The 18,897-nt window shown below is 59.2% G+C and carries 20 protein-coding genes, 1 pseudogene and 1 riboswitch; of the genes and pseudogenes, 12 read left to right on the forward strand and 9 right to left on the reverse strand.

Going from position 1 to position 18,897, the window contains the following annotated elements; all coding sequences use genetic code 11:
* Window positions 1-185: 185 nt before the first annotated feature.
* The 3 genes and pseudogenes from GJT30_08050 (at window position 186) to GJT30_08060 (ending at window position 1,725) form a co-directional block, all read left to right on the forward strand.
* A complete protein-coding gene (locus GJT30_08050) occupies window positions 186-839 on the forward strand; it encodes an isochorismatase family protein (protein MSM39558.1) in 654 nt (217 codons plus the stop codon).
* 2 nt (window positions 840-841) lie between these two features.
* Window positions 842-1,405 carry a hypothetical protein gene (locus tag GJT30_08055; GenBank protein MSM39559.1) on the forward strand — a complete coding sequence of 188 codons (564 nt, stop codon included), beginning with the start codon at window positions 842-844 and terminating at the stop codon, window positions 1,403-1,405.
* A 131-nt stretch (window positions 1,406-1,536) separates the two neighbouring features.
* A pseudogene (locus GJT30_08060) lies at window positions 1,537-1,725 on the forward strand (alpha/beta hydrolase).
* A 137-nt stretch (window positions 1,726-1,862) separates the two neighbouring features.
* On the opposite strand, the gene GJT30_08065 reads toward GJT30_08060, so the two are convergent.
* From GJT30_08065 to GJT30_08080, 4 genes are all read right to left on the reverse strand, one after another.
* Window positions 1,863-2,006: a hypothetical protein gene (locus GJT30_08065; GenBank protein MSM39560.1), complete on the reverse strand. Its 144-nt coding sequence runs from the start codon at window positions 2,004-2,006 to the stop codon at window positions 1,863-1,865.
* Between the two features lie 182 nt (window positions 2,007-2,188).
* Entirely contained in the window at window positions 2,189-2,392 is a 204-nt protein-coding gene (locus tag GJT30_08070) for a hypothetical protein (GenBank protein MSM39561.1), read from the reverse strand.
* An 84-nt stretch (window positions 2,393-2,476) separates the two neighbouring features.
* Entirely contained in the window at window positions 2,477-2,998 is a 522-nt protein-coding gene (locus GJT30_08075) for a hypothetical protein (protein MSM39562.1), read from the reverse strand.
* 154 nt (window positions 2,999-3,152) lie between these two features.
* Window positions 3,153-4,472 (reverse strand): diaminopimelate decarboxylase, encoded by a 1,320-nt coding sequence (locus GJT30_08080; GenBank protein ID MSM39563.1) that lies wholly within the window; start codon window positions 4,470-4,472, stop codon window positions 3,153-3,155.
* A gap of 251 nt (window positions 4,473-4,723) precedes the next feature.
* Between GJT30_08080 and GJT30_08085 the strand changes: the two genes are divergently transcribed.
* A complete protein-coding gene (locus tag GJT30_08085) occupies window positions 4,724-5,251 on the forward strand; it encodes a hotdog fold thioesterase (protein ID MSM39564.1) in 528 nt (175 codons plus the stop codon).
* A gap of 86 nt (window positions 5,252-5,337) precedes the next feature.
* On the opposite strand, the gene GJT30_08090 is transcribed toward GJT30_08085, so the two are convergent.
* A complete protein-coding gene (locus tag GJT30_08090; GenBank protein MSM39565.1) occupies window positions 5,338-7,425 on the reverse strand; it encodes an alpha-2-macroglobulin in 2,088 nt (695 codons plus the stop codon).
* Window positions 7,426-7,712: 287 nt separating this feature from the next.
* Window positions 7,713-7,789: riboswitch (cyclic di-GMP riboswitch) on the reverse strand.
* 268 nt (window positions 7,790-8,057) lie between these two features.
* On the opposite strand from GJT30_08090, the gene GJT30_08095 reads away from it, so the two are divergent.
* The 5 genes from GJT30_08095 (at window position 8,058) to nifH (ending at window position 12,196) form a co-directional block, all read left to right on the forward strand.
* On the forward strand, window positions 8,058-8,696 hold the full coding sequence (locus tag GJT30_08095; GenBank protein MSM39566.1) for an isochorismatase family protein: 639 nt from the start codon (window positions 8,058-8,060) through the stop codon (window positions 8,694-8,696).
* 147 nt (window positions 8,697-8,843) lie between these two features.
* Entirely contained in the window at window positions 8,844-9,353 is a 510-nt protein-coding gene (locus GJT30_08100) for a DUF45 domain-containing protein (GenBank protein ID MSM39567.1), read from the forward strand.
* Between the two features lie 4 nt (window positions 9,354-9,357).
* The gene (locus tag GJT30_08105) at window positions 9,358-9,957 is read left to right on the forward strand and encodes a hypothetical protein (GenBank protein ID MSM39568.1); all 600 of its coding nucleotides are present in this window, start codon (window positions 9,358-9,360) and stop codon (window positions 9,955-9,957) included.
* A gap of 100 nt (window positions 9,958-10,057) precedes the next feature.
* Window positions 10,058-10,822 (forward strand): SDR family NAD(P)-dependent oxidoreductase, encoded by a 765-nt coding sequence (locus GJT30_08110; protein MSM39569.1) that lies wholly within the window; start codon window positions 10,058-10,060, stop codon window positions 10,820-10,822.
* Between the two features lie 510 nt (window positions 10,823-11,332).
* Window positions 11,333-12,196, forward strand: a complete 864-nt coding sequence (nifH, locus tag GJT30_08115) for a nitrogenase iron protein (GenBank protein ID MSM39570.1) — start codon at window positions 11,333-11,335, stop codon at window positions 12,194-12,196.
* A gap of 481 nt (window positions 12,197-12,677) precedes the next feature.
* On the opposite strand, the gene GJT30_08120 is transcribed toward nifH, so the two are convergent.
* Window positions 12,678-14,108: a hypothetical protein gene (locus tag GJT30_08120; GenBank protein MSM39571.1), complete on the reverse strand. Its 1,431-nt coding sequence runs from the start codon at window positions 14,106-14,108 to the stop codon at window positions 12,678-12,680.
* Here GJT30_08120 and GJT30_08125 point away from each other — a divergent pair.
* Entirely contained in the window at window positions 14,044-14,955 is a 912-nt protein-coding gene (locus tag GJT30_08125; protein MSM39572.1) for a sulfurtransferase, read from the forward strand. The two genes, GJT30_08120 and GJT30_08125, sit on opposite strands and share 65 nt — an antisense overlap.
* Before the next feature lie 40 nt (window positions 14,956-14,995).
* A complete protein-coding gene (locus GJT30_08130; GenBank protein ID MSM39573.1) occupies window positions 14,996-16,072 on the forward strand; it encodes an ADP-ribosylglycohydrolase family protein in 1,077 nt (358 codons plus the stop codon).
* Between the two features lie 14 nt (window positions 16,073-16,086).
* Here the strand turns inward: GJT30_08130 and GJT30_08135 are convergent, their stop codons facing one another.
* From GJT30_08135 to GJT30_08145, 3 genes are all read right to left on the reverse strand, one after another.
* Window positions 16,087-17,277 (reverse strand): MFS transporter, encoded by a 1,191-nt coding sequence (locus GJT30_08135; GenBank protein ID MSM39574.1) that lies wholly within the window; start codon window positions 17,275-17,277, stop codon window positions 16,087-16,089.
* A gap of 52 nt (window positions 17,278-17,329) precedes the next feature.
* Complete coding sequence (locus GJT30_08140) at window positions 17,330-17,725, reverse strand: DUF309 domain-containing protein (protein MSM39575.1); 396 nt, start codon at window positions 17,723-17,725, stop codon at window positions 17,330-17,332.
* Window positions 17,726-17,829: 104 nt separating this feature from the next.
* Window positions 17,830-18,219, reverse strand: coding sequence for a DoxX family membrane protein (locus GJT30_08145; GenBank protein ID MSM39576.1), 390 nt, complete (start codon window positions 18,217-18,219; stop codon window positions 17,830-17,832).
* Between the two features lie 129 nt (window positions 18,220-18,348).
* Here GJT30_08145 and GJT30_08150 point away from each other — a divergent pair, with 129 nt between their 5' ends.
* Entirely contained in the window at window positions 18,349-18,870 is a 522-nt protein-coding gene (locus GJT30_08150; protein MSM39577.1) for a GNAT family N-acetyltransferase, read from the forward strand.
* The last annotated feature ends 27 nt before the right edge of the window (window positions 18,871-18,897 follow it).

The following is an 18,897-nucleotide window of genomic DNA, read 5'->3' on the forward strand; positions in this document are numbered from 1 at the left end:
ATTATCGCACAATTCGGATATTGCGGGGATAGTTTACTTGGTTTCCATCATGGCTCTTTTTCGCCCTGCTGGTTTCGAGGACACCATAGTTACTAAACTCCTCTATGCGTTGGCTTGATATTTTAAGCTCAGAGGCCTATTGTTGATCTATAGAAGACAATAATTGTCTTGTTAGGAGGCATACCATGAAAACGGAACTGTTGAACCCACAGAACAGCGCTCTGATACTAATCGACTTTCAACCGCAGATGACCTTCGGAGTTGCCAATATCGACCGCCAGACCCTGTTCAACAACGTGATGCTTCTCGCCAAGGCCGCAAAAATTTTCAATGTCCCCACAATCCTCACTACCGTGGAAACGAAAAGTTTCTCCGGCAACATGTGGCCGCAGCTGCTCGATATCTTCCCCGACCAGGAGCCGGTTGAACGGAGCAGCATGAACTCCTGGGAAGATGCCAAGCTGGTTGAGGCGGTCGTTGCCACCGGCCGCAAAAAACTGATCATGGCGGCTCTCTGGACCGAAGTATGCCTGGCCTTCCCGGCCCTTGAGGCGCTCCAGGCCGGCTATGAGGTCTATGCCGTCGAAGACGCCTCCGGCGGCACCAGCGTTGCGGCTCATAATGCCGCCATGCGGCGTATCGAGCAGGCTGGTGTGGTGCCGGTCACCGCACTGCAGGTGTTGCTTGAGTACCAACGTGACTGGGCCCGTAAGGATACCTACAACGCGGTCATCGAAGTGGTCAAGGAGCACTGCGGCGCCTATGGCCAGGGAGTTGAATATGCCTACACCATGGTGCACGGCGCTCCTGCCAGTCGCGCCGGATCTACAGGAAACTGACCATGAAAGTGACCCGGATAGAAAGCGGCCAGGTGACGGTGGTTGTCACCTGGCATGTTCGCCCTGGTCATGAGCAGGAATTCGACGCCTGGTTCCGGGATGTTTCTGCGGCAGCTCTCAAGTTTCCCGGACATCTCGGGCTGAACGTGGTTCATCACGATGCCAGGGAGTCGGAGTATGTGATCGTCTTCAGGTTCGACACCGACGAACATCTGAAGGCCTGGATGAATTCGGACGTGCGGCGGGAATTTCTGACAAAGGCCGAGCAGTTCAGGGAAGAACAGCCGACCTACCATGTGGAACGGGGCCTGGAATACTGGTTCGAAACGGATGGCGCAAAGGCTCCTGCCCGGTGGAAGATGGCGATCATCACGGTGCTGGGGGTCTGGCCGGTCAGTATCTTCGTGTCTAATGCGCTGGCACCCCTGATCGGCGGCCTGCCGCCGGTTCTGCAGGCGCTGGTGGTTTCAGTCGGCATCGTTTGTCTGCTGACCTGGATAGTCATGCCCGTGCTGGTGAAGCTGTTCAGCCCATTGCTGAAACGTGCACGACGGCAACAGATATAACGTTATGAAAGGAAAGGTGAGCTCTATGTTACGGCTACCAACACAATTATGGCATGGCGTTGTTGCCGGACTTTCAACCTTTGCAACAATATTTGTACTGACATCTGCAACCCATGCGGCGAGTACGGTTCCTTTCCATGCCGGTGCTTGTTCTTACAGGTGAAAAGGCCAGCGGCACCTTCCTCATCGAACAGGCCAAATTGGTGGCAATCGATGTCAGAGGGGTAGTTGTACCGGGCTCAGGACATTGGCTGATGGAAGAGGCACCACAGTCGGTCATTCCAGCGATCATCGAGTTTCTCGATGGATCACCGAAGTAGTGAATCGGACATAAAAATCAATGGAACTATCTGCACTCTATGCAATGAAGGGGCAGGAAGGAGGAGGAGACTACGCAAGGCAGCCACTCGGCCGCCTTGCGCTCATCCGTGTTCTTACGAAGTTCTTCGCAGCCCTGTCAATCATAACTGCCCACGCAGGGCACGCAGTAAAAATCATCCTGTTCCACACTCTCCCGTTTGTTGCTGCGAACAGTATCGTCATCACTCGTCAGGTAGGTGCATCCGCCCTCGAAGCACCAGTCGCCGGTTCTGTCTAGCATTGCCATTCCCTCCTTCCTTCTTCTTTGCCTACAGTTTAGCACATATTTAGAAATTGAAAACTATTTTCAAATATGCATCCATTGGACAGAATTGCAGGGACATCATGCTTAATTCAAAAGGCGGCAAATATCGGCCGCCTTTTGTCGTTTCGAGAATCAGATGGGCGAATCACTAACCGATACTACCTTTCCTTTTGCCTGCTGATGACGATTGCCAGAAGCGGTACGGTTGTAGCTGCCCCGACCAGAAAAAGGGTCCAGCCGATTGCTTTTTTCTGTTCCCTGGCCAGACGGTCGCCGAAAATCAGGGCCGCACCCGCGCCGAGTGCCGCACGGGTTCCGGCGATGAGGGCCAGTTCCGGCATGGATAGAGAGGTCCTTTTCATTTGCTGCCTCCTTTTGCATGGCTCTGCCGGTCCTGGAACATGCCGGCGAGTCCGGACCCCGCCCGGACAACGCCCGGAGTTCGTTTACGGCAGAGGGCGGGTGATTGCCGGGACAATGCGGTAATCGCTCCGGAAAACCAGGTTGTGCAGCTCGGCGGTCGCAATCGCCCGTAGCGTCGGCAGCTCGGCAACGGCATCTGCTGCGCTGAAGACGTTGAGCGGCCAGACCCCCACGGTTCCGCCATGCAAGTGCGGGTGGTGGAAGCTGTGCCCGAAGAATGCTTCCAGAGTGATGGGAGGGATACCCGCCCGGGCCTGCTCCGGCCAGCTCAAAGTCCAGGCTGCGGCGCTGTCGCCGTTTGGCGACCTGGTGACGCCGATGGCGGTGACCGTACCGCTCCCCAGCAGCAGGGTTTCGTTTATCTCGTCCAGGGCCTGGCGGGCGCAGGGGTCTAGGTAGCCGACGGCAGCGTCAAAGAGCTGCTCCTTGTCGGTACGGCTGACTGCTCCGTCGCCATGGGTACCATCGCGCAGGTCGGCAAAGTGCCGCAACAGCCCGCGCAGATGGATCGGGGACTGGTCGTTTTCGCACGATGTCGTGGTCATGGTCCCTTCCTCCTGATGGTTCGATGATCTCTTACCTGTATTATACTCGCTCTGGCGGGCAGTAGATGCTGTAATTCCGGAGAGATCAATACTTAAAGCAAAAGGCGACCGATTGGCCGCCTCTGCTGTTTCCTGAGCACTATTTTGTGATCGCTTACAGTTTCACATCCAGCTCATTCTGGATCAGCTGTTCGCGAACCTGTTTCTTCCTGATCTGCACCAGTTCGCCGCTCTTGGTCTTCATGACGGCCCCCGGTTTGCGGTGCGAGTTGTAGTTTTCCGGCGACATGCTCTCGGAATAGGCACCGGTGCCGCCGATGACGACGAAGTCGCCGATTTCCGGTTCAACAATCAGCACCGGCACGATGTTGCCGTCGCTGTCCAGACGCACCGAATCGCCGCTTTCGCAGCAGCGCCCGACGATGCCGAACGACTTCAGCCCGGTTGTCGGCGTCTGGTCATATTCGCTGGAGAGAAGCGTCCCGTCCTGGCGGACGATGGCAATGGGATGCTCGGAGCCGTACAGAAGCGGGCGGGTCAAGAGTTCCATGCCGCCGTCGACGATCAGGAAGTTCATCTCGTTGGTCAGCTTCTTGTCGATGATGCGGGTGATGATATGGCCCGAGTTGGCTACCACAAAGGTGCCCGGCTCGATCTCCATCTCCAGTTCGCGGCCGGTGGCCTCCTTGAACTCCTCGATCCGCTGCTTGGCATAGGCACCCAGCGCGGCGATGTCGGCCTGCTTTTCCCCTGGCATCCGGGCGACCTTGAGCCCGCCGCCGAAGCTGACGGTGACGGCATCGGGGAAATAGGCCTTGACGAAACCGAGTTCACGGTCGATGTTCTCCCGCCACTTTTCCGGGTCGCCCCCGGAGCCGATATGGACATGGACCTGGGTGAAGCGGATTCCCTGTTGGTCGGCCAGGGCCTTGACCCTGGGGACGTCGTTCAGGTGGACGCCGAAGCAGGAATATTCGCTGCCGGTATCGCGGGTCGTGCTCTCGCCGCCGCCGGCCGCTCCCGGATGGACCCGCATGGAGAGGTCGATCCTGTTCTTTTGGGCAAAGTCGGCGATCAGTTGGTACTGCAGCATGGAGCAGACGTTGTACCTGAGGCCTGCCTTGATCATCTCCTCCAGTTCGGCGCGTTCCGCACCGGTCGGCACCTCCTGAGTCGTCAGCATCATCCGGCTGTAGGGGATGCCGGCGCTATGGGCGCGGGCCGCTTCGTCGAGCGACGAGCAGTCCAGATCCAGCCCCTTGCTGGTGACGACCCGCAGGACGGTACGATCCGAATTGGCCTTCATGGCGTAGCGGACATGCAGACCGTAGGCATTCGGCATGTTCAGCAACTGTTCACAGCTTTTTTCTATGTATTCCTGATCATGCAGATAGACCGGCGTTCCCCACTGTTGGGCTATTTTCGGGACGAGCGTTGCGATCAGTCCGGTCGGACCAAAGTGTGTCATTGTCATTTTTTCAACCTCATTAAATGTGATATGACCCTGCATTCCCCAATCTCTTCAGGCATCGTGATGAGTTGGGCATATCTATGTAACATTTTCGAGTGGTGCGGCGCAACATCTCTCTGAAAGAATGGGGTCATGGGAGCAGTCTGAGGCAATTTCCGGGAGCAAACTTGATGCGAAAACGGCCGATAGTCCGCCTTTCTTGTTTTTCGCACGCCGAGGCAGTATACTCGGGGGCAAAACCCCTGGGAGTTGCCATGGCTGAGCATCGATTACCACTGCATGCTGAAGAGATGGGGGACCTGCCGCCGGTTCGCGGTCGCTGGCCCGGAAGCTGTTTTGTGTGTTCGGAAGGGCATCCCCATGGGCTGCAGATCCGCTTTCGTCACACCGAGGCCGGTGTCGTTTCCGTCTGCCGGGTTCCCGGTTCATACTGCGGCTTTGACGGAATGGTCCATGGCGGCATCATTTCGGCACTCATGGACGAGGCAGCCGCATATGCCCTCTTTGCACGCCACGGGAAACTCGGCGTCACCCGCGAGATGACGGTTCGATTTCTGAAGCCGGTCCGCACCGACACCGACATCCACCTGGAGGCGCGGATCGTCTCTTTTGCCCCTGCCGCTGCGGAAGTGACAATGTCCATCCATGCCCCGGACGGCACCTGTCTTGCCGAGGCAGCGAGCATGTGGGCCTTCCCGCGCCTCTCACGCATTGCCGCATTGGCAGGGGTCGAAGAGAATGTGCTTCAGCAGTTCCTTGACGACTGCCAGCAGATCGAGTGACGGCCTTCCCCCTCCTCTGGATGCACAAGGGGCGCTCCTCGAAAGAAGCGCCCCTTTTTTTTCAGGTTCATCCGGGAGATATCGGGTTACTTGGTAGTCTTCAGGCCACGCTCCGCTGCGCGGGAAAAGGTGTGGCAGAAGGAGCAGTCGTATCCTTCCCCTTTCACATGCTTGTTGTGCACCCAGAGATAATCGGAATAGGATTCGTCGCCGTGGCACTGGGAGCAGACGACCGACTTTGCCGCTTTCAGCGCATAGCCCATGGCCGGGAGATTCATCCGGGCGGTGTTTTTGTGGCAGTCGGCGCAGGCCAGGACGTTGCTCGCAGCCGGCGGCACTTCGTGGGTGATGAGCTGATACTCGTCGGTCTTGACCCAGGAATAGGGCTCGCCGGCAGAGAAGCCCATATTGACCATCCCCTGGTTTATGGCATCGGCAACCAGGCCGGTATTGAAGTAGATGCTCGTGTCGATGGCGATCAGCTTGTTGCGGCTGGTATCGAGCGGCACCTCGGAGGTCTTGTACTTGAACGGATAGAGCTTGGTCCCGGCAGGGCCGTTGATGGCGCCGTTGGGGCGGGAAATCTTATAGGCGCCGGTCGCCGGATCGATAACAGGGGTATCGAGCAGGTTGCTTCCCCAGCTGGAGCCGTCCCAGAAGGCATACTTCGGAGTCAGGTTGTTTGCCAGGGTAATGGTCGGCTCATACCGGTTGAGAGCCGCATTCCAGACGGACAGCTGCCAGGTGCGGTGCGTTTCGGTCGCTTCCGTGGCAGCGGTGTCGGCAGCATTCTTCGCATACGTCTTTATATGGCACGCCTGGCAGGAAACGCGGCCGATGTGGTGATTGACGTCCGTGGTGGTGTGGCCGCTGGTGGTGCTCGCCTTTGTCGGGTGGCAGGTGCTGGTGGAGCAGCTGATGGTCGCTGCACTCTCTGTAGGCCGGAGGTCGCTGCCATGGCCGGCCATCTTGTGGCTGGAGGTGGTATGGCATGCCTGGCACGACAGGTTGCCGCGCGTGGTTGCCATATGCACGTCGAAGGCGGCATCGGTGGTCGATCCGTGGGCCAGGGTAAGGTCGCCGCGCTTGAAGTTGTCGCCGCCCCCTCCCTTGGCGTGGCACTGGAGGCAGGTGGAGCGGGTCGGCTTGGTGACCGTCTGTACCGCCTGATCCATGCTGATACTCATCTGGGCGGTGTTCGGCGCGTAGGTGCCACCGGAGTTGGAACGGGTCCGCTTATAGTCCTTCTGGTGACAGATGAGGCAGTCGATGTTATCCAGTTGTGCGGCACTGGAGGTGCCGCTCGGCTTGGCACCGAGGCCGACGTGGCAGTTGCTGCAGCCCGAATAGTTGTTCCAGTTGCCGAGAATGTTGATGCAGTAAGAGTTCATGGCGGTACTGTTGTCGACGGTTTCGGAAAACTTGCCCTGTGTGGCCGGGCCGGTGGTTGTCGCGGATGCGCCGCGCCACTGGTAGTGCACCGAATTGAACATTTCGGATGCCTCTGTGGCATGGCAGCTGCGGCACATGTTGTAGCCCGTCCAGGTCAGGGAGGTGTGGCCGGAGCCGCTGCCGCCACCGGTAGTGCCGGATATGGTGTAGGTCTGGGTTTTTACCGCTTCACTGTTGCCGGCGGCGTCCCGGGAAAAATATTTGAGGGTGGTCGTCGCAGAGAAGGTAAGCGGCGCGGTATAGACCGGGGACGACGTTGTCGGAGTGGTGCCGTTGGTGGTGTAGTAGGTGGTGCCTGACTCGTTGCGGGCCAGGGACACCGTGACTGAGGAGCTGAATGTGCCGCCTGTCGGCGAGGCTGTCGTGACCGGCGCGGTGGTGTCCGCCGTGGTGGAGGATACACTGGGGTAGGCATATCCCTTGGTTTCCACGTTCTTATAGACGAACGTGCCGCGTACTTCCCATCTGCCCGCAGCCGCAGAGGAGCGAATGGTGTAATTGTAGGTATAGACACCGTTGCCGACGTTTTGCATGGCTGTTTCAGCCTTCTCGTCCCCGGAGGGGTCTTTGATGCGAACCTCACGGCTGGTGGGTCTGGTAATCGGCTTGCCGTCTTTTGTCTTGTAGACGGCTGTTACCTTCATGACTTCTCCCGCAACATACGTCGACTTGTTGGTTGTGACTGCCAGGGTATCGGCATAGGCAAGGGCCGGCACCAGCATGAACGTTAACAGCGACAAAATCGTGCGACCATACAGGTTCCTGGATGTGCGTGCAAAATGAATCATCGGGCCTCCATTTTCTGCCGGGAGAACGAATCGCCTCGGCAATGAAAGATATCGCCAGCAATGGCGCTACGTCGATGGCATTTGACTGCACAGTCCGGAAGGTTCGTTGTCAACACCGGTCAAACTACTGAATGCAATGTGGCGAGCTTGAGCTCCTTCTCCTTTCCGGCTGGGTTGTATGGCACAAAAAAAGCCGGGTTGCCTGAATATCACAGTGATATTTCGGCAACCCGGCTGTCTCGGTGAGACCCTGTGGGCTTTCCGCCCCACCCTCGCGAGTGGTTGAGTATTGTCGTGTATCTATGGCACATTAAATAATGTATTTTGTAGATATATAAATATATGGATAAAGATTGTCAATACAAAGTATTTTAATAGGGGAATCCGAGGGGTGACATTCCTGCTGGACAAGGCGGCCAATTGGCCGCCTTGTCTGTTGCTGCGGTACTGGAGAATTTATCAATACTCCTTCTTTCATTAAGGTGTAAAATATCCCTAGGCAGATTCTAGTACGTTGGCGGGAAGAGCTGCAGCGGCATGCAGAATGCCAACAGAAGGAGGAAGGCATGAATACCCAATTCACATACAAACGCCTCGACAAGAATGACGTTGCGGTTTTGCTCGTCGACCACCAATCGGGGCTGGTCAACCTGGTCCAGGATTTTTCTCCGGACGACTTCAAAAATAACGTTCTGGCGCTGGCCGATACTGCCAAGTATTTCAAGCTCCCCACGATTCTTACCACCAGCTTCGAGGATGGCCCGAACGGGCCGCTTGTCCCGGAACTGAAAGCGCTGTTCCCGGACTCGCCCTACATAGCGCGTCCCGGCAATATCAACGCCTGGGATAACGAAGATTTCGTGAAGGCGGTCAGGTCGACGGGGAAAGGGCAGTTGCTCATTGCCGGCATTGTGACGGAAGTCTGCGTCGCGTTTCCTGCCCTGTCCGCACGGGAGGAAGGCTATGAAGTGTTTGTCGTTGCCGACGCGTCCGGCACATTCAACAAGACGACGCGCGATGCCGCCTGGGCGCGCATGACGCAAGCCGGGTGTCAGCTCATGAACTGGTTTGCGGTTGCCTGTGAGTTGCACCGCGACTGGCGTAACGATATCGAAGGGCTGGGGAACCTGTTGTCCAATCACCTCCCGTCGTATCGTTGCCTCATCACCAGCTACATGGCCGGCCGGAATGCGGCGCAGAAATAAGAGAGCCTGAGCTGCTCGAACTGTCGATGGATTGCCATTGAAGCGGCCGACCCGGCCGCTTTTTACTGTCGGTGCGAGACATGATTTGACCTGTGGTGCGAGCTGCGGCTATGATACGGCAACGACGAGAAGGGAAAAAACGGCTCGATGCACCATTTGAAATATCTGGCAGGCTATGCCCCGCAGATCACGGCCCAGGTGGAGCAGCTGGTGGCGGAAAACCGGTTGGGCAGCGTCCTTGTGCAGCGCTATCCGAAGCTGCACGAGATCAGGACCGACAGGGCGCTCTACGATTTTACCGTCGCCATCAAGAACGAGTTCATGCGGACTGCCCAGGCGCTGAGCCGGGTTGCCTACGACGGGAAGCTGCATGTGATCAACAACGCCCTGGGGACCCACACCTTTGTCTCCCGGGTACAGGGGGCCAAGCTGAAGGCAAAGCACGAAATCCGTATCGCAGCCATCTTCAGGGACGCTCCCGTGGAATTCCTGAAGATGATTGTCGTGCACGAGCTGGCGCACTTGAAGGAGAAGGAACACAACAAGGCCTTCTACCAGCTCTGCGAATATATGGAACCCGCCTACCACCAGCTGGAATTCGATACACGGCTGTTCCTGACCCAGGTGGAGATGGCCGGGTCGCCCTACCTTGCCTGACGTCATGCATCCATCGCTATCGAACATGCTGTCCGTGCTGAAGCTCTTCATCATCCCCGTCGGGGGTGGCATCCCTGCCGGGGTCCTGCTCGCCCAGGCCAAGGGCGTTGCCTGGCCCATTACCGTCCTGCTCTACCTGGTGTCGGATCTCATGCTGGCCATTGCTTTTGAGCCGGTCCTGCGCCTTATCGCTCGCATCTGCGGGAAGGTAGCGATTCTTGCCCGTTTTGGAGCCCTCATGCAGGAAGCCACCGTGCGGAGCGTGGCCCACTTTGGCGGAACCGGGGCCGGCCCGCTGGCGCTCGTCATGATTGCCTTCGGGGTCGATCCCATGACGGGACGGGCCTCGGCTCTCGCCGCTGGTCACGGCTTCGTTGCCGGCTGGGCATTCGCCATTGCCGGCGACATGCTTTATTTCGCCGTCATCGCGGTCACCACCTTGGGCCTGAACACCTATGTCCGCGACCCCAACACGACCATGCTGATCGTTCTTGCGGCGATGTTCGTCGTACCTGCATTGATCCGCCGCATTCGTTCGCGCTGTCTGCCCCGACCGAGGATGCAGGAGGTGGCGGAAGGCGGACGCACCGGTGACAGTGTATAAGTCGGTTGCCCCCCAAGTCTTGCAATATCCGTTTTCTCCGCTATAGTCTCGCCATACCCCGCCTCTGCCGCGTTCGACCCCACCTTCCAGGAGGTATCCCATGGACGGCACAACCATCTTTATCACGGGCGCATCTTCCGGTTTCGGTGCGGCATGCAGTCGAAGTTTTGCCCGGCCCGGCAATCGACTGATTCTGGCGGCCCGACGTATCGACCCTTTGCTTCAGATGCAGGAGGAACTGGCGCAAGTCTGTGATACCCATATCATCCCGTTGGATGTCCGCGACCGCGAGGCGGTGCAGGGGGCGATTGCGTCCCTGCCGGAGCGGTTTCGCGGGATTGACGTGCTCCTGAACAACGCCGGCCTGGCCCTGGGGCTGGAACCGGCCCACAAGGTCGACCTGGAAGACTGGGAGATCATGGTGGATACCAACATCAAGGGGCTTATGTACTGTACACGTTTTGTTCTGCCCGGCATGGTGGCGCGCAATCGGGGGCACATCGTCAATATCGGCTCCACCGCAGGTGCCTGGCCCTATCCGGGAGGCAACGTCTATGGCGGCACCAAGGCGTTTGTCACCCAGTTTTCGCGCAATCTGCGCTGCGACCTGCTCGGCACGCGGGTTCGGGTGACCTGTATTCAGCCGGGGATGGCTGAGACGGAGTTTTCCCAGGTGCGGTTCAAGGGGGATGAGCAGAGGGCTGCCGGCGTTTACGCCGGAGCCGAACCGCTGACTGCCGAGGATATCGCCGAGACGGTGGCCTGGGTGGTAGACCGGCCCGCGCATGTGAATATCAACACCCTGGAGCTGATGTCCATCAACCAGACCTGGGGGCCGCTGGCTGTGCACCGGACGGTCGGATAGGCCATGCGGGAGGAATTCGGTGGATTGCATATGAGTCGGCCGCCTTCCCTGTCTCTGTTGCAGTCGAACGAAACCCCCGATTAGATTCTCCTCCTTTGCACCTGCTGCCCGATTAACAGTCACCCTGTAGAGAACATAATCATATCCGTTGGCAAGCCAATGCTCCTGAGGTTGCAGCAGATCGCGCAGGGGCTACGGGATCGGATGTCGGCGGTTTTGGTGGCTGATCGGCATGGATAGTGTAGTACCCATGGTATGGTGACCGGACGAATCGTCACCACCACAACCATCTGACCCTGACAACCAGGCACCCACGCCCCGCTCTCAGTCATGAGATGCGGGGCGTTTTTTTGTAGCGGCCATTTGCTGGCAACTCCGCTACCAGGCATGAATGGAGCAAACGGCTCAAAGGCCGGGGATCATGGCCGACGGTATCCCGCCGCCATGTGGCGCCTCGTTTCGCCCCCCGATACATGCTGACGTCCACCACTACGGACGAAGGAGGCTCATATGAGACAGATCGCGATTTACGGAAAAGGCGGCATCGGCAAATCGACCACTACCCAGAATACGGTGGCCGGACTCGCGGCGTTAGGTAAAAAGATCCTTATCGTCGGATGCGACCCCAAGGCCGACTCCACTCGCCTGATCCTGCATGCCAAGGCCCAGGCAACGGTCATGGACCTGGTACGCGAGCGTGGCACCGTGGAGGACCTGGAGTTGGATGAAGTCCTGAAGGTCGGGTATGGCGATGTCAAGTGTGTCGAGTCGGGTGGTCCCGAGCCTGGTGTCGGTTGTGCCGGTCGCGGCGTCATCACCGCCATCAACTTCCTCGAAGAGAACGGTGCCTACACCCCGGACCTGGATTTCGTCTTCTACGACGTCCTGGGGGACGTGGTCTGCGGTGGGTTTGCCATGCCGATCCGCGAGGGAAAGGCGGAGGAGATCTACATCGTCTGTTCCGGGGAGATGATGGCCATGTATGCGGCCAATAACATTGCCAAGGGTATCCTCAAATACGCCAGTTCCGGGAAGGTCCGTCTGGCGGGGCTGATCTGCAATGCCAGGAAAACCGACAAGGAATTCGAACTGGTCACGGCGCTGGCCGAAAAGCTCGGCACCCAGATGATCCACTTCGTACCCCGTGACAACCAGGTACAACGGGCGGAGATGCGGCGGATGACCGTCATCGAATACTCGCCGGAGCATCCACAGGCCCAGGAATACCGGACCCTGGCGCAGAAGATCAGCGACAACAAGATGCTGGTCATTCCCACCCCGCTGGAGATGGAAGAGCTGGAAGCGCTGCTGATGGAGTTCGGGATCATGGAGGCGGAAGATGAAGAGAAAGTAGGGTTGGCAGAGGTGGCGTAGCACCCGGGGAATTCGGGCGATACCAAATTCGGTTCTGAAAGGCGGCCAATTCTTCGGTCCGATGGGGGAACGGTTCGTGTAACGCCCGAGGTTCCCGGATGGAAACAAGCTTGCTGTTGCAGCCTTTGTGCGTAAATCGAAAGTAAAACCCTTTGCGTCTCCGGAAAGTGTTATAGTATGAACAGTCGTTGTGTATGGTGAATACGCACCATGCCCCCTCGGCACCAAGGAGCAGAGGCCATGAGTAAAGGTGAAAGCACGAGAAAAGAAGGCAAAAAAGCGGCAGCCATGTCCCCCAAGGAGAAAAAGGCGGCCAAGCAACTTAAGAAGGCTGAGAAACAATTCAGCTTGAAGCTCCCGGCGGTTTAAACCACGGAAGGTGATGAGTGGCCGTTGCTAGTAATTCGGCGAGTTTTCTCATAACACAAAGGCGGCCATCGGCCGCCTTTGCTGTTTCTGCAGTTGTAGCGGCCTGAGGAGGTTATTTCTTGGGCACCCCTTTCTCAATTGGCAGGTTCAGAGATTTCTCCAGAGCAACCAGATACCCTTTGGCCTCCCCAAGGCCGTCCGTGGTATCGTTCCATCCCAGGGTGCCGAAACGCATGTCATATGCCTCATACCCCAGCTGATTCAGGAACAGCGCCGCAGACCCGGCCCAGTGACCAACGTAGCAGATCAGCACGATCTTCTTGTCTCTGGGGAGCTTGCGCAGGCTCTCGGCCTTGGCGATGTCGTAATACGGGATGTTGATAGCCCCCGGTACATGTCCCTTGGCGTAATCTGCAGGTCGCTGGAGGCTGACGAGCAGATACCCTCTGTCGCCACCCTTGACGGCCCTGTCATAGACCTCGCTCCTGTCGATGAACAGGTTCCTATCGGTTGCGAGAATGGTCCTGGTCCGGTCGATGATGGTCTCTCTTGCGGATGTGCCGGTACCGGTATCGGCAGAGAAAGCGATGGATTCCCGGGAGTCAGTGGCGACCATGCTGACCGGGTAACCGGCCGAGCCGGGGTAGGGGGATGCTATGCCGGACTCGGGGCCGTTCCAGTAACTGAGCCCCATGGACATGGCATAGGTCTCATACCCGAGCTGGCCGAGAAACAGGGCGGCAGCCATGGAGCGATGGCCGTTGTCGCAGGTTAAGACAATCTTTTTGTCCCGCGGGAGCCGTGCCAGCGACTTTGCCTCGGTGATTTCCATCAAAGGGATATTGACGGCACCCGGTACATGCCCCCTGGCGTACTCGTCCGGAGACTGGACGCTCAACAGCAGGTAGGAGCTGTCGCCACCCTTGACGATCGTGGTGAAGACATCCTCGGCCCGCATGAACGGGAAGCGGCCGAAGTAGGCGCTGCTTACCTGCAGCATCCCATCGAATGCGGTTTTTTCGCCTGAAGCTTTCTGCAGAGGTGCCAGGGTGGTGTTGCCTTCTGCAGCCAAGGCTGCAGAGCCGAGTAAAAGCGCCGAAAGCAGGGCGAATGTGACGATGGTAACGGAATGGGTGGTCATGGGCTGGGCTCCTCTGCTGCAGGTAGTCTCGCTGGTAAAGGTTCCAGGTAATGAGCCGACGTGATACCGGTTTCGGCTACAAAGATGCGGTTGCGTGTATGTCCGGGAGGTTGCTTGTGCATGGTGCCATCTTTCCATACATCCTGTTGTGGCGCAATGACAAAGACACTTCAATTTTCGCCAGTGGAGAAACGCAGGGAAATCCTGGCCGAGATTCTGCCTGCAGGGAATTCTAGGGTTGAATCCGGTGAGCCGGAGGACGCAATAGATAATTGTAAGGGCAGTTGAACTGCTGCGGGTGTAGAATAGTACCAAAAGGGAACGAAAGGAGACGGCCATGAATGCGACCATCAGTTGCACCGAATTGCAGCTTCGGCTCGATGCCGGCGGGCCGCTGCTCATTATCGATATCCTGCCCCCGGAGGAGTATGCCGCCACCCATCTCCCCGGGGCTTTGAATGCCTGCGTCTATGAGGTGGTGTTTCTGGACCGGATGGCCGAGCTGGCGCCGGACCGGTCCCTGCCGCTGGTTCTCTACGATGCCACCGGCAGGACCAGGGCAGCCGTCATAGCCCGTGAAAAGCTGGTGGCTGCCGGCTACCGCGAGGTGCATATCCTGGAAGGGGGACTGGCGGGCTGGTGCGCTGCCGGCTACCAGATTGCACAGGCCGGTGAGCCACTGCGGGAGCCGCAGCTCATGGACGGCACCTACCGGATCGATGCAACGGCATCGGTGCTGGAATGGACCGGCCGCAATATCAATAACCGGCACTATGGCCGCGTCCCGCTGCAGGAGGGCGAGCTGGTTATCACCGGAGGCGGGTTGCGGCAGGGGAGCGTCACCCTGGACATGACCGGCATCATCAACCTGGACCTGAAGAACGAAGGCTACCGGCAGATGCTCGTGAACCACCTGAAGTCCGAAGACTTCTTCGACGTTGCCCGCTATCCGGTGGCCACCATGGTCCTCAAGGGGTGGGAGCCGATTCCTGAGGCGTCGCCCGGCACACCCGATCACCTGGTGCGGGGAGAGCTGACCATCAAGGGGGTTACCCGGCCCCTCACCCTGCCGGCAACGGTGATGCCGCAGGAAGATGGCAGCGTCAAGGCCCAGGCGCTGTTCGCCTTCGACCGGACCGACTGGAATATTACCTACGGTTCGGGGAAGCTGTTCGAGAAACTGGGGATGCACCTGGTGCATGACCGGATCGATATAGAGCTGTTCTTCGTGGCCCGGCGGGTCGGTTAACCGTCGGCAGGGCCGGCTGGTGCCGGCCGAGGAGGATGCCATGCAAACGACAACCATTCAGGACAGGGCTGCTGGCGCCATCATGGGCGCCTTCATCGGCGATGCCATGGGGCTCGGTCCGCATTGGTACTATGATCTCGACGAATTGCGCCGCGATTACGGGCCGTGGATCACCGGCTACACGGACCCGAAACCGGGGCGATACCACGACGGCCTCAAGGCTGGCGAGCTGTCGCAGGCCGGTTTCATCCTCACGCTCCTGCTCGGGTCGCTGGTGGAGCGAGGAGGCTACGATGAGGCCGATTTCTGCCGCCTGCTGGACACGGAACTGCTGCCGTTTCTGGATGGCACCCCGGTTTCCGGGCCGGGCGGGTATACCAGCCAGTCGATCCGCGAACTCTGGCGGCAGCGGGTCCAACAGCAGCTTCCCTGGGGGCGGACCGGCGGCCATGCCGACGACACGGAAGCCATCGAACGTACCCTGGCCCTGGCGGTGCGCTATGCCCACGAACCGGCCCGCCTGGCCGAAACCATTGCCGCCAATACCGTGCTGACCCAGACCGACCCGACCATCGTCGCCATGACCGTTGCCTATGGTGCGGTGCTGGGGCTCCTGGTCCAGGGGCACGGCCTGAACGCGCACCTGTCCGGCAAGCTGATGCGGCTGGTCAACAAGGGAGAGCTGCCATTCCATCATATCACCAGCGATGATCTGCAGCCCCCCCGTCCCGGCGATCCAGATCCGCCGCGTGCCGGCATGTTCGCGTCTCCCGATGCCCTGCTGACGCCGTCCTACATGGCGGCTGCGGCTGCGGACCCGGATGTGCGGATCGAGCCGGCCTGGAAGGTTTCGCTGGTGTATGGCATGCCCTGCGCCATTTACCACCAGCTGCCGGCGGTCTATTATCTGGCGGCCCGTTTCCACGACGATTTCGAAGCGGCTCTGCTGCATGCCATCAATGGGGGCGGTCAGAACATGGCCCGCGCCATGCTGACCGGCGCGCTGGTGGGGGCGCAGGTGGGTCTGCCCGGCATCCCGCAACGCTTTATGGATGGACTGGTGCAGCGGGAGCGGCTGCTCGAACTGGCGACCGCCCTGGCAGAGAAGGTCGCCTGACGCTGCAGCCGGGATCACCCTCCGGCAGCGTCGGGGTGCCGCTGTTTCTGGAAGAGCCAGACCAGCGGGGGCAGGACCAGGAGACAGACGACAAAGAGGAGCTGGAACGTTTTTCCCACCCCCCGGGCATCGGCGTAGATCCCCACCAGCGGGCCGGTGATGGCGAACAGGAGCCGGAAGCAGAGGGACTGGAGCGACAGCATCCCTGCCCGGTTTGCCGACGGGATCTCGGCCTGGGCGGCGTGCAGAAAGAACGGACCCCGCATCCCCCGCATCGCCGTCAGCAGGTAGTAGAAGAGAAATCCCCAGACCCCTGCCGCATACCCCAACCCCAGATATCCCACCCAGACCAGCAGCACCAGCAGCAGGATCATCCGGCGTTCGCCCAGAAATGCCCGGACCCGGTGGCTCAGGACGGCGAAAAGGGCGACAATGAGGTTGGCCCCGGCCCAGATAGGGCCGAAGGAGGCGAGGGGGACGCCGGCGTCACGCATGTACGGCTGGATCAGCCAGACCGGGTAGAAGGACGAGATTCCGAGCGTGATGCTCAGGATGATCGTGATACGGAGGCGCCGGTTCTCGATGAAGACGTAGCGCGCAGAGGCAAGCGCCTCCTTCAGGTGCCCACCAAAGTGTCTCGGTTCACGCCGCGGTTCCGTCAAGCCCCGGGTGAGGAGCAGCGCCAGAATCCAGACCACCACCTGGAGGATGAAGGGGAGCAGCGGGTATCTGGCATAAAGAAGCCCGGCGAAGACCGCCCCGGCAGCCTCTCCGGTCTGGCCGAACCCGGTGGAGCGCCCTTCGAATCGCGCATAGGCAGGTTCATCCCCTGTTCCCTTCACGGATTCGTAGAGGAGTGCGCTGTCCGTGCCGCTGATGAAGGAGGTGGAAATGCCGAGGAGGATCTCGGCGATGAGGACATCCCGAAACGATGAGGCGACCGTGTAGGCTCCCCAGCCCACGATCCCGAGAATGGATGCAAAGGTCAGGGCCGTCCGGTAGCCGACCCGGTCGCTGATGTAGCCGGAAGGGTATTCCATCACCACCATTGCCACGGCGAAGATGCTCTGCAGCAGCAGGATCTGCGACAGTGACAGCCCGACGTGGTCCTTCCAGAACAGGGTGATGATCGCCATGGGAAAGAGGGTCATCTGCAGGAAGGAGAAGGCGTAGAGTAGGGGGATATTGCGCCGGAGGGAGGTCATGGGGGCATTATGGAACATTCGAGACGAATTATGAAGTGGAGTTTGCAGAAGGTTACGCTGGTGCCAGCCGCATTTTCGGGATCAACTCCGCAGGGAGTTCGGCCATCCGCTCCGGGCCGAGCCGGGTGAGTTCCGCCAGGAAGGCCTCGGCATCGTTGGCGAGCGTCTCTACTTCGATCCGCTGGCAGACCGGTCTGACCCGCCGCAGGTACTCTCCCCCTTTGGTCAGCAGGGAAACCGCGCCGCCGTAGTTGCCGTTGCTCCAGTGCAGAAGCGCAACGGCGATCTGCAGCATCCCCTGGTAGAACCACCGGCTTTCGTCTTCGGAACCGACCCAGAGATCTTCAAGCGTTTCATGGCAGTCATACCAGTCACCGCGATTGAACTCGCCCAGTGCCTGCAAAATCGCCCCGGACGGCGAATCGGCGCAATCACGCTGTGTGGCCATATGTGTCGCCCCCTTCCTGCGCTGACTGCCTCTCTCCATGCTCCGGGCAGAGGCGGAATATACTGCCGATGCTGACCATCATGCCCACTGGAGCGGGCGCCTCGCTAGTGTCGTTTCCGGACTGCATCTATGCTCCAGATGCCGCCTCCATGGGCAGCGATGAACAGGAACGCAAAGCAGTAGAGCACCGCCAGCTCGCCGTTGTTCTGGATCGGCAGCACTGCCGTGGTCCCGTGACCGATCCAGTAGGCGAATGCCATCTGGCCGCTGGTCAGGAAGGCCGCCCAGTGGGTGAACAGGCCGACCATCACCAGGATGCCGCCAATCAACTCGATCGGCCCGGCAACATAGATGATGTAGGCGGGGACTCCTGCCGGCATGGCGCTCGGGAATGCGAACAGCTTCTGCACGCCGTGCCACAGGAACAGGAAACCGACAACGATCCGCATCAGCGCGTAACAGTGGGAACTGTATTGCGAGAGGAATGGTTTCATGGTAACACCTCCGGGGTACTACACTGCATCTGCTACCCTGTCTTCATTATAATCCGTCGGGAAGAAAGTGGAGCAGATTAATCCGGCAGGGATTCCGGGGATGGAATCTGTCGTGGATGGAGAACCGTCATGAAAATACAGAAAGTTTCGATTGAAAATCGCCCCAAGGTCTATGCCCTCCTGCAGCGCGCCTTTCCCGGCAGTGACTACGAAGCCGCGCTGGTTCGCAAACTTCATGAGAATGACCGGCCCCTGCACGAATGGGTCTGCATCCATATCAACAAGGTCATCGCCTATGTTGCCTTTTCCAATGCCTATCATGGCAGCGACGTCTGCGGCCTGCACCTGGCTCCCATGGCCGTTGCCCCCGATTTCCAGCGGCAGGGCATAGGCTCGGAACTGCTCAGATTCGCCCTGCGCCAGGAGGCGATCAAGAACCAGCCCCTGTTTGTCCTGGGTGAGCCGGGCTATTACAAGCGGTTCGGCTTCGAGCCCTGCAGTCAGCCGGTCTGCCCGTACGATACCGGTAACGCCCACTTCCTCAGCATGCGCAACGACGGCGCCACCAGCTTCATCGTCGGCTACGAGCCGGAGTTCAAAGCTGCTGCCGCACCGCCTGCCCCAAAGGCAAAGAAGCGCCGGGCAAGGTGAGTGGCAGGACGGTGGCAGATGCAAAAA

This window comes from Geobacter sp., assembly GCA_009684525.1.
GTDB lineage: Bacteria > Desulfobacterota > Desulfuromonadia > Geobacterales > DSM-12255 > Geoanaerobacter.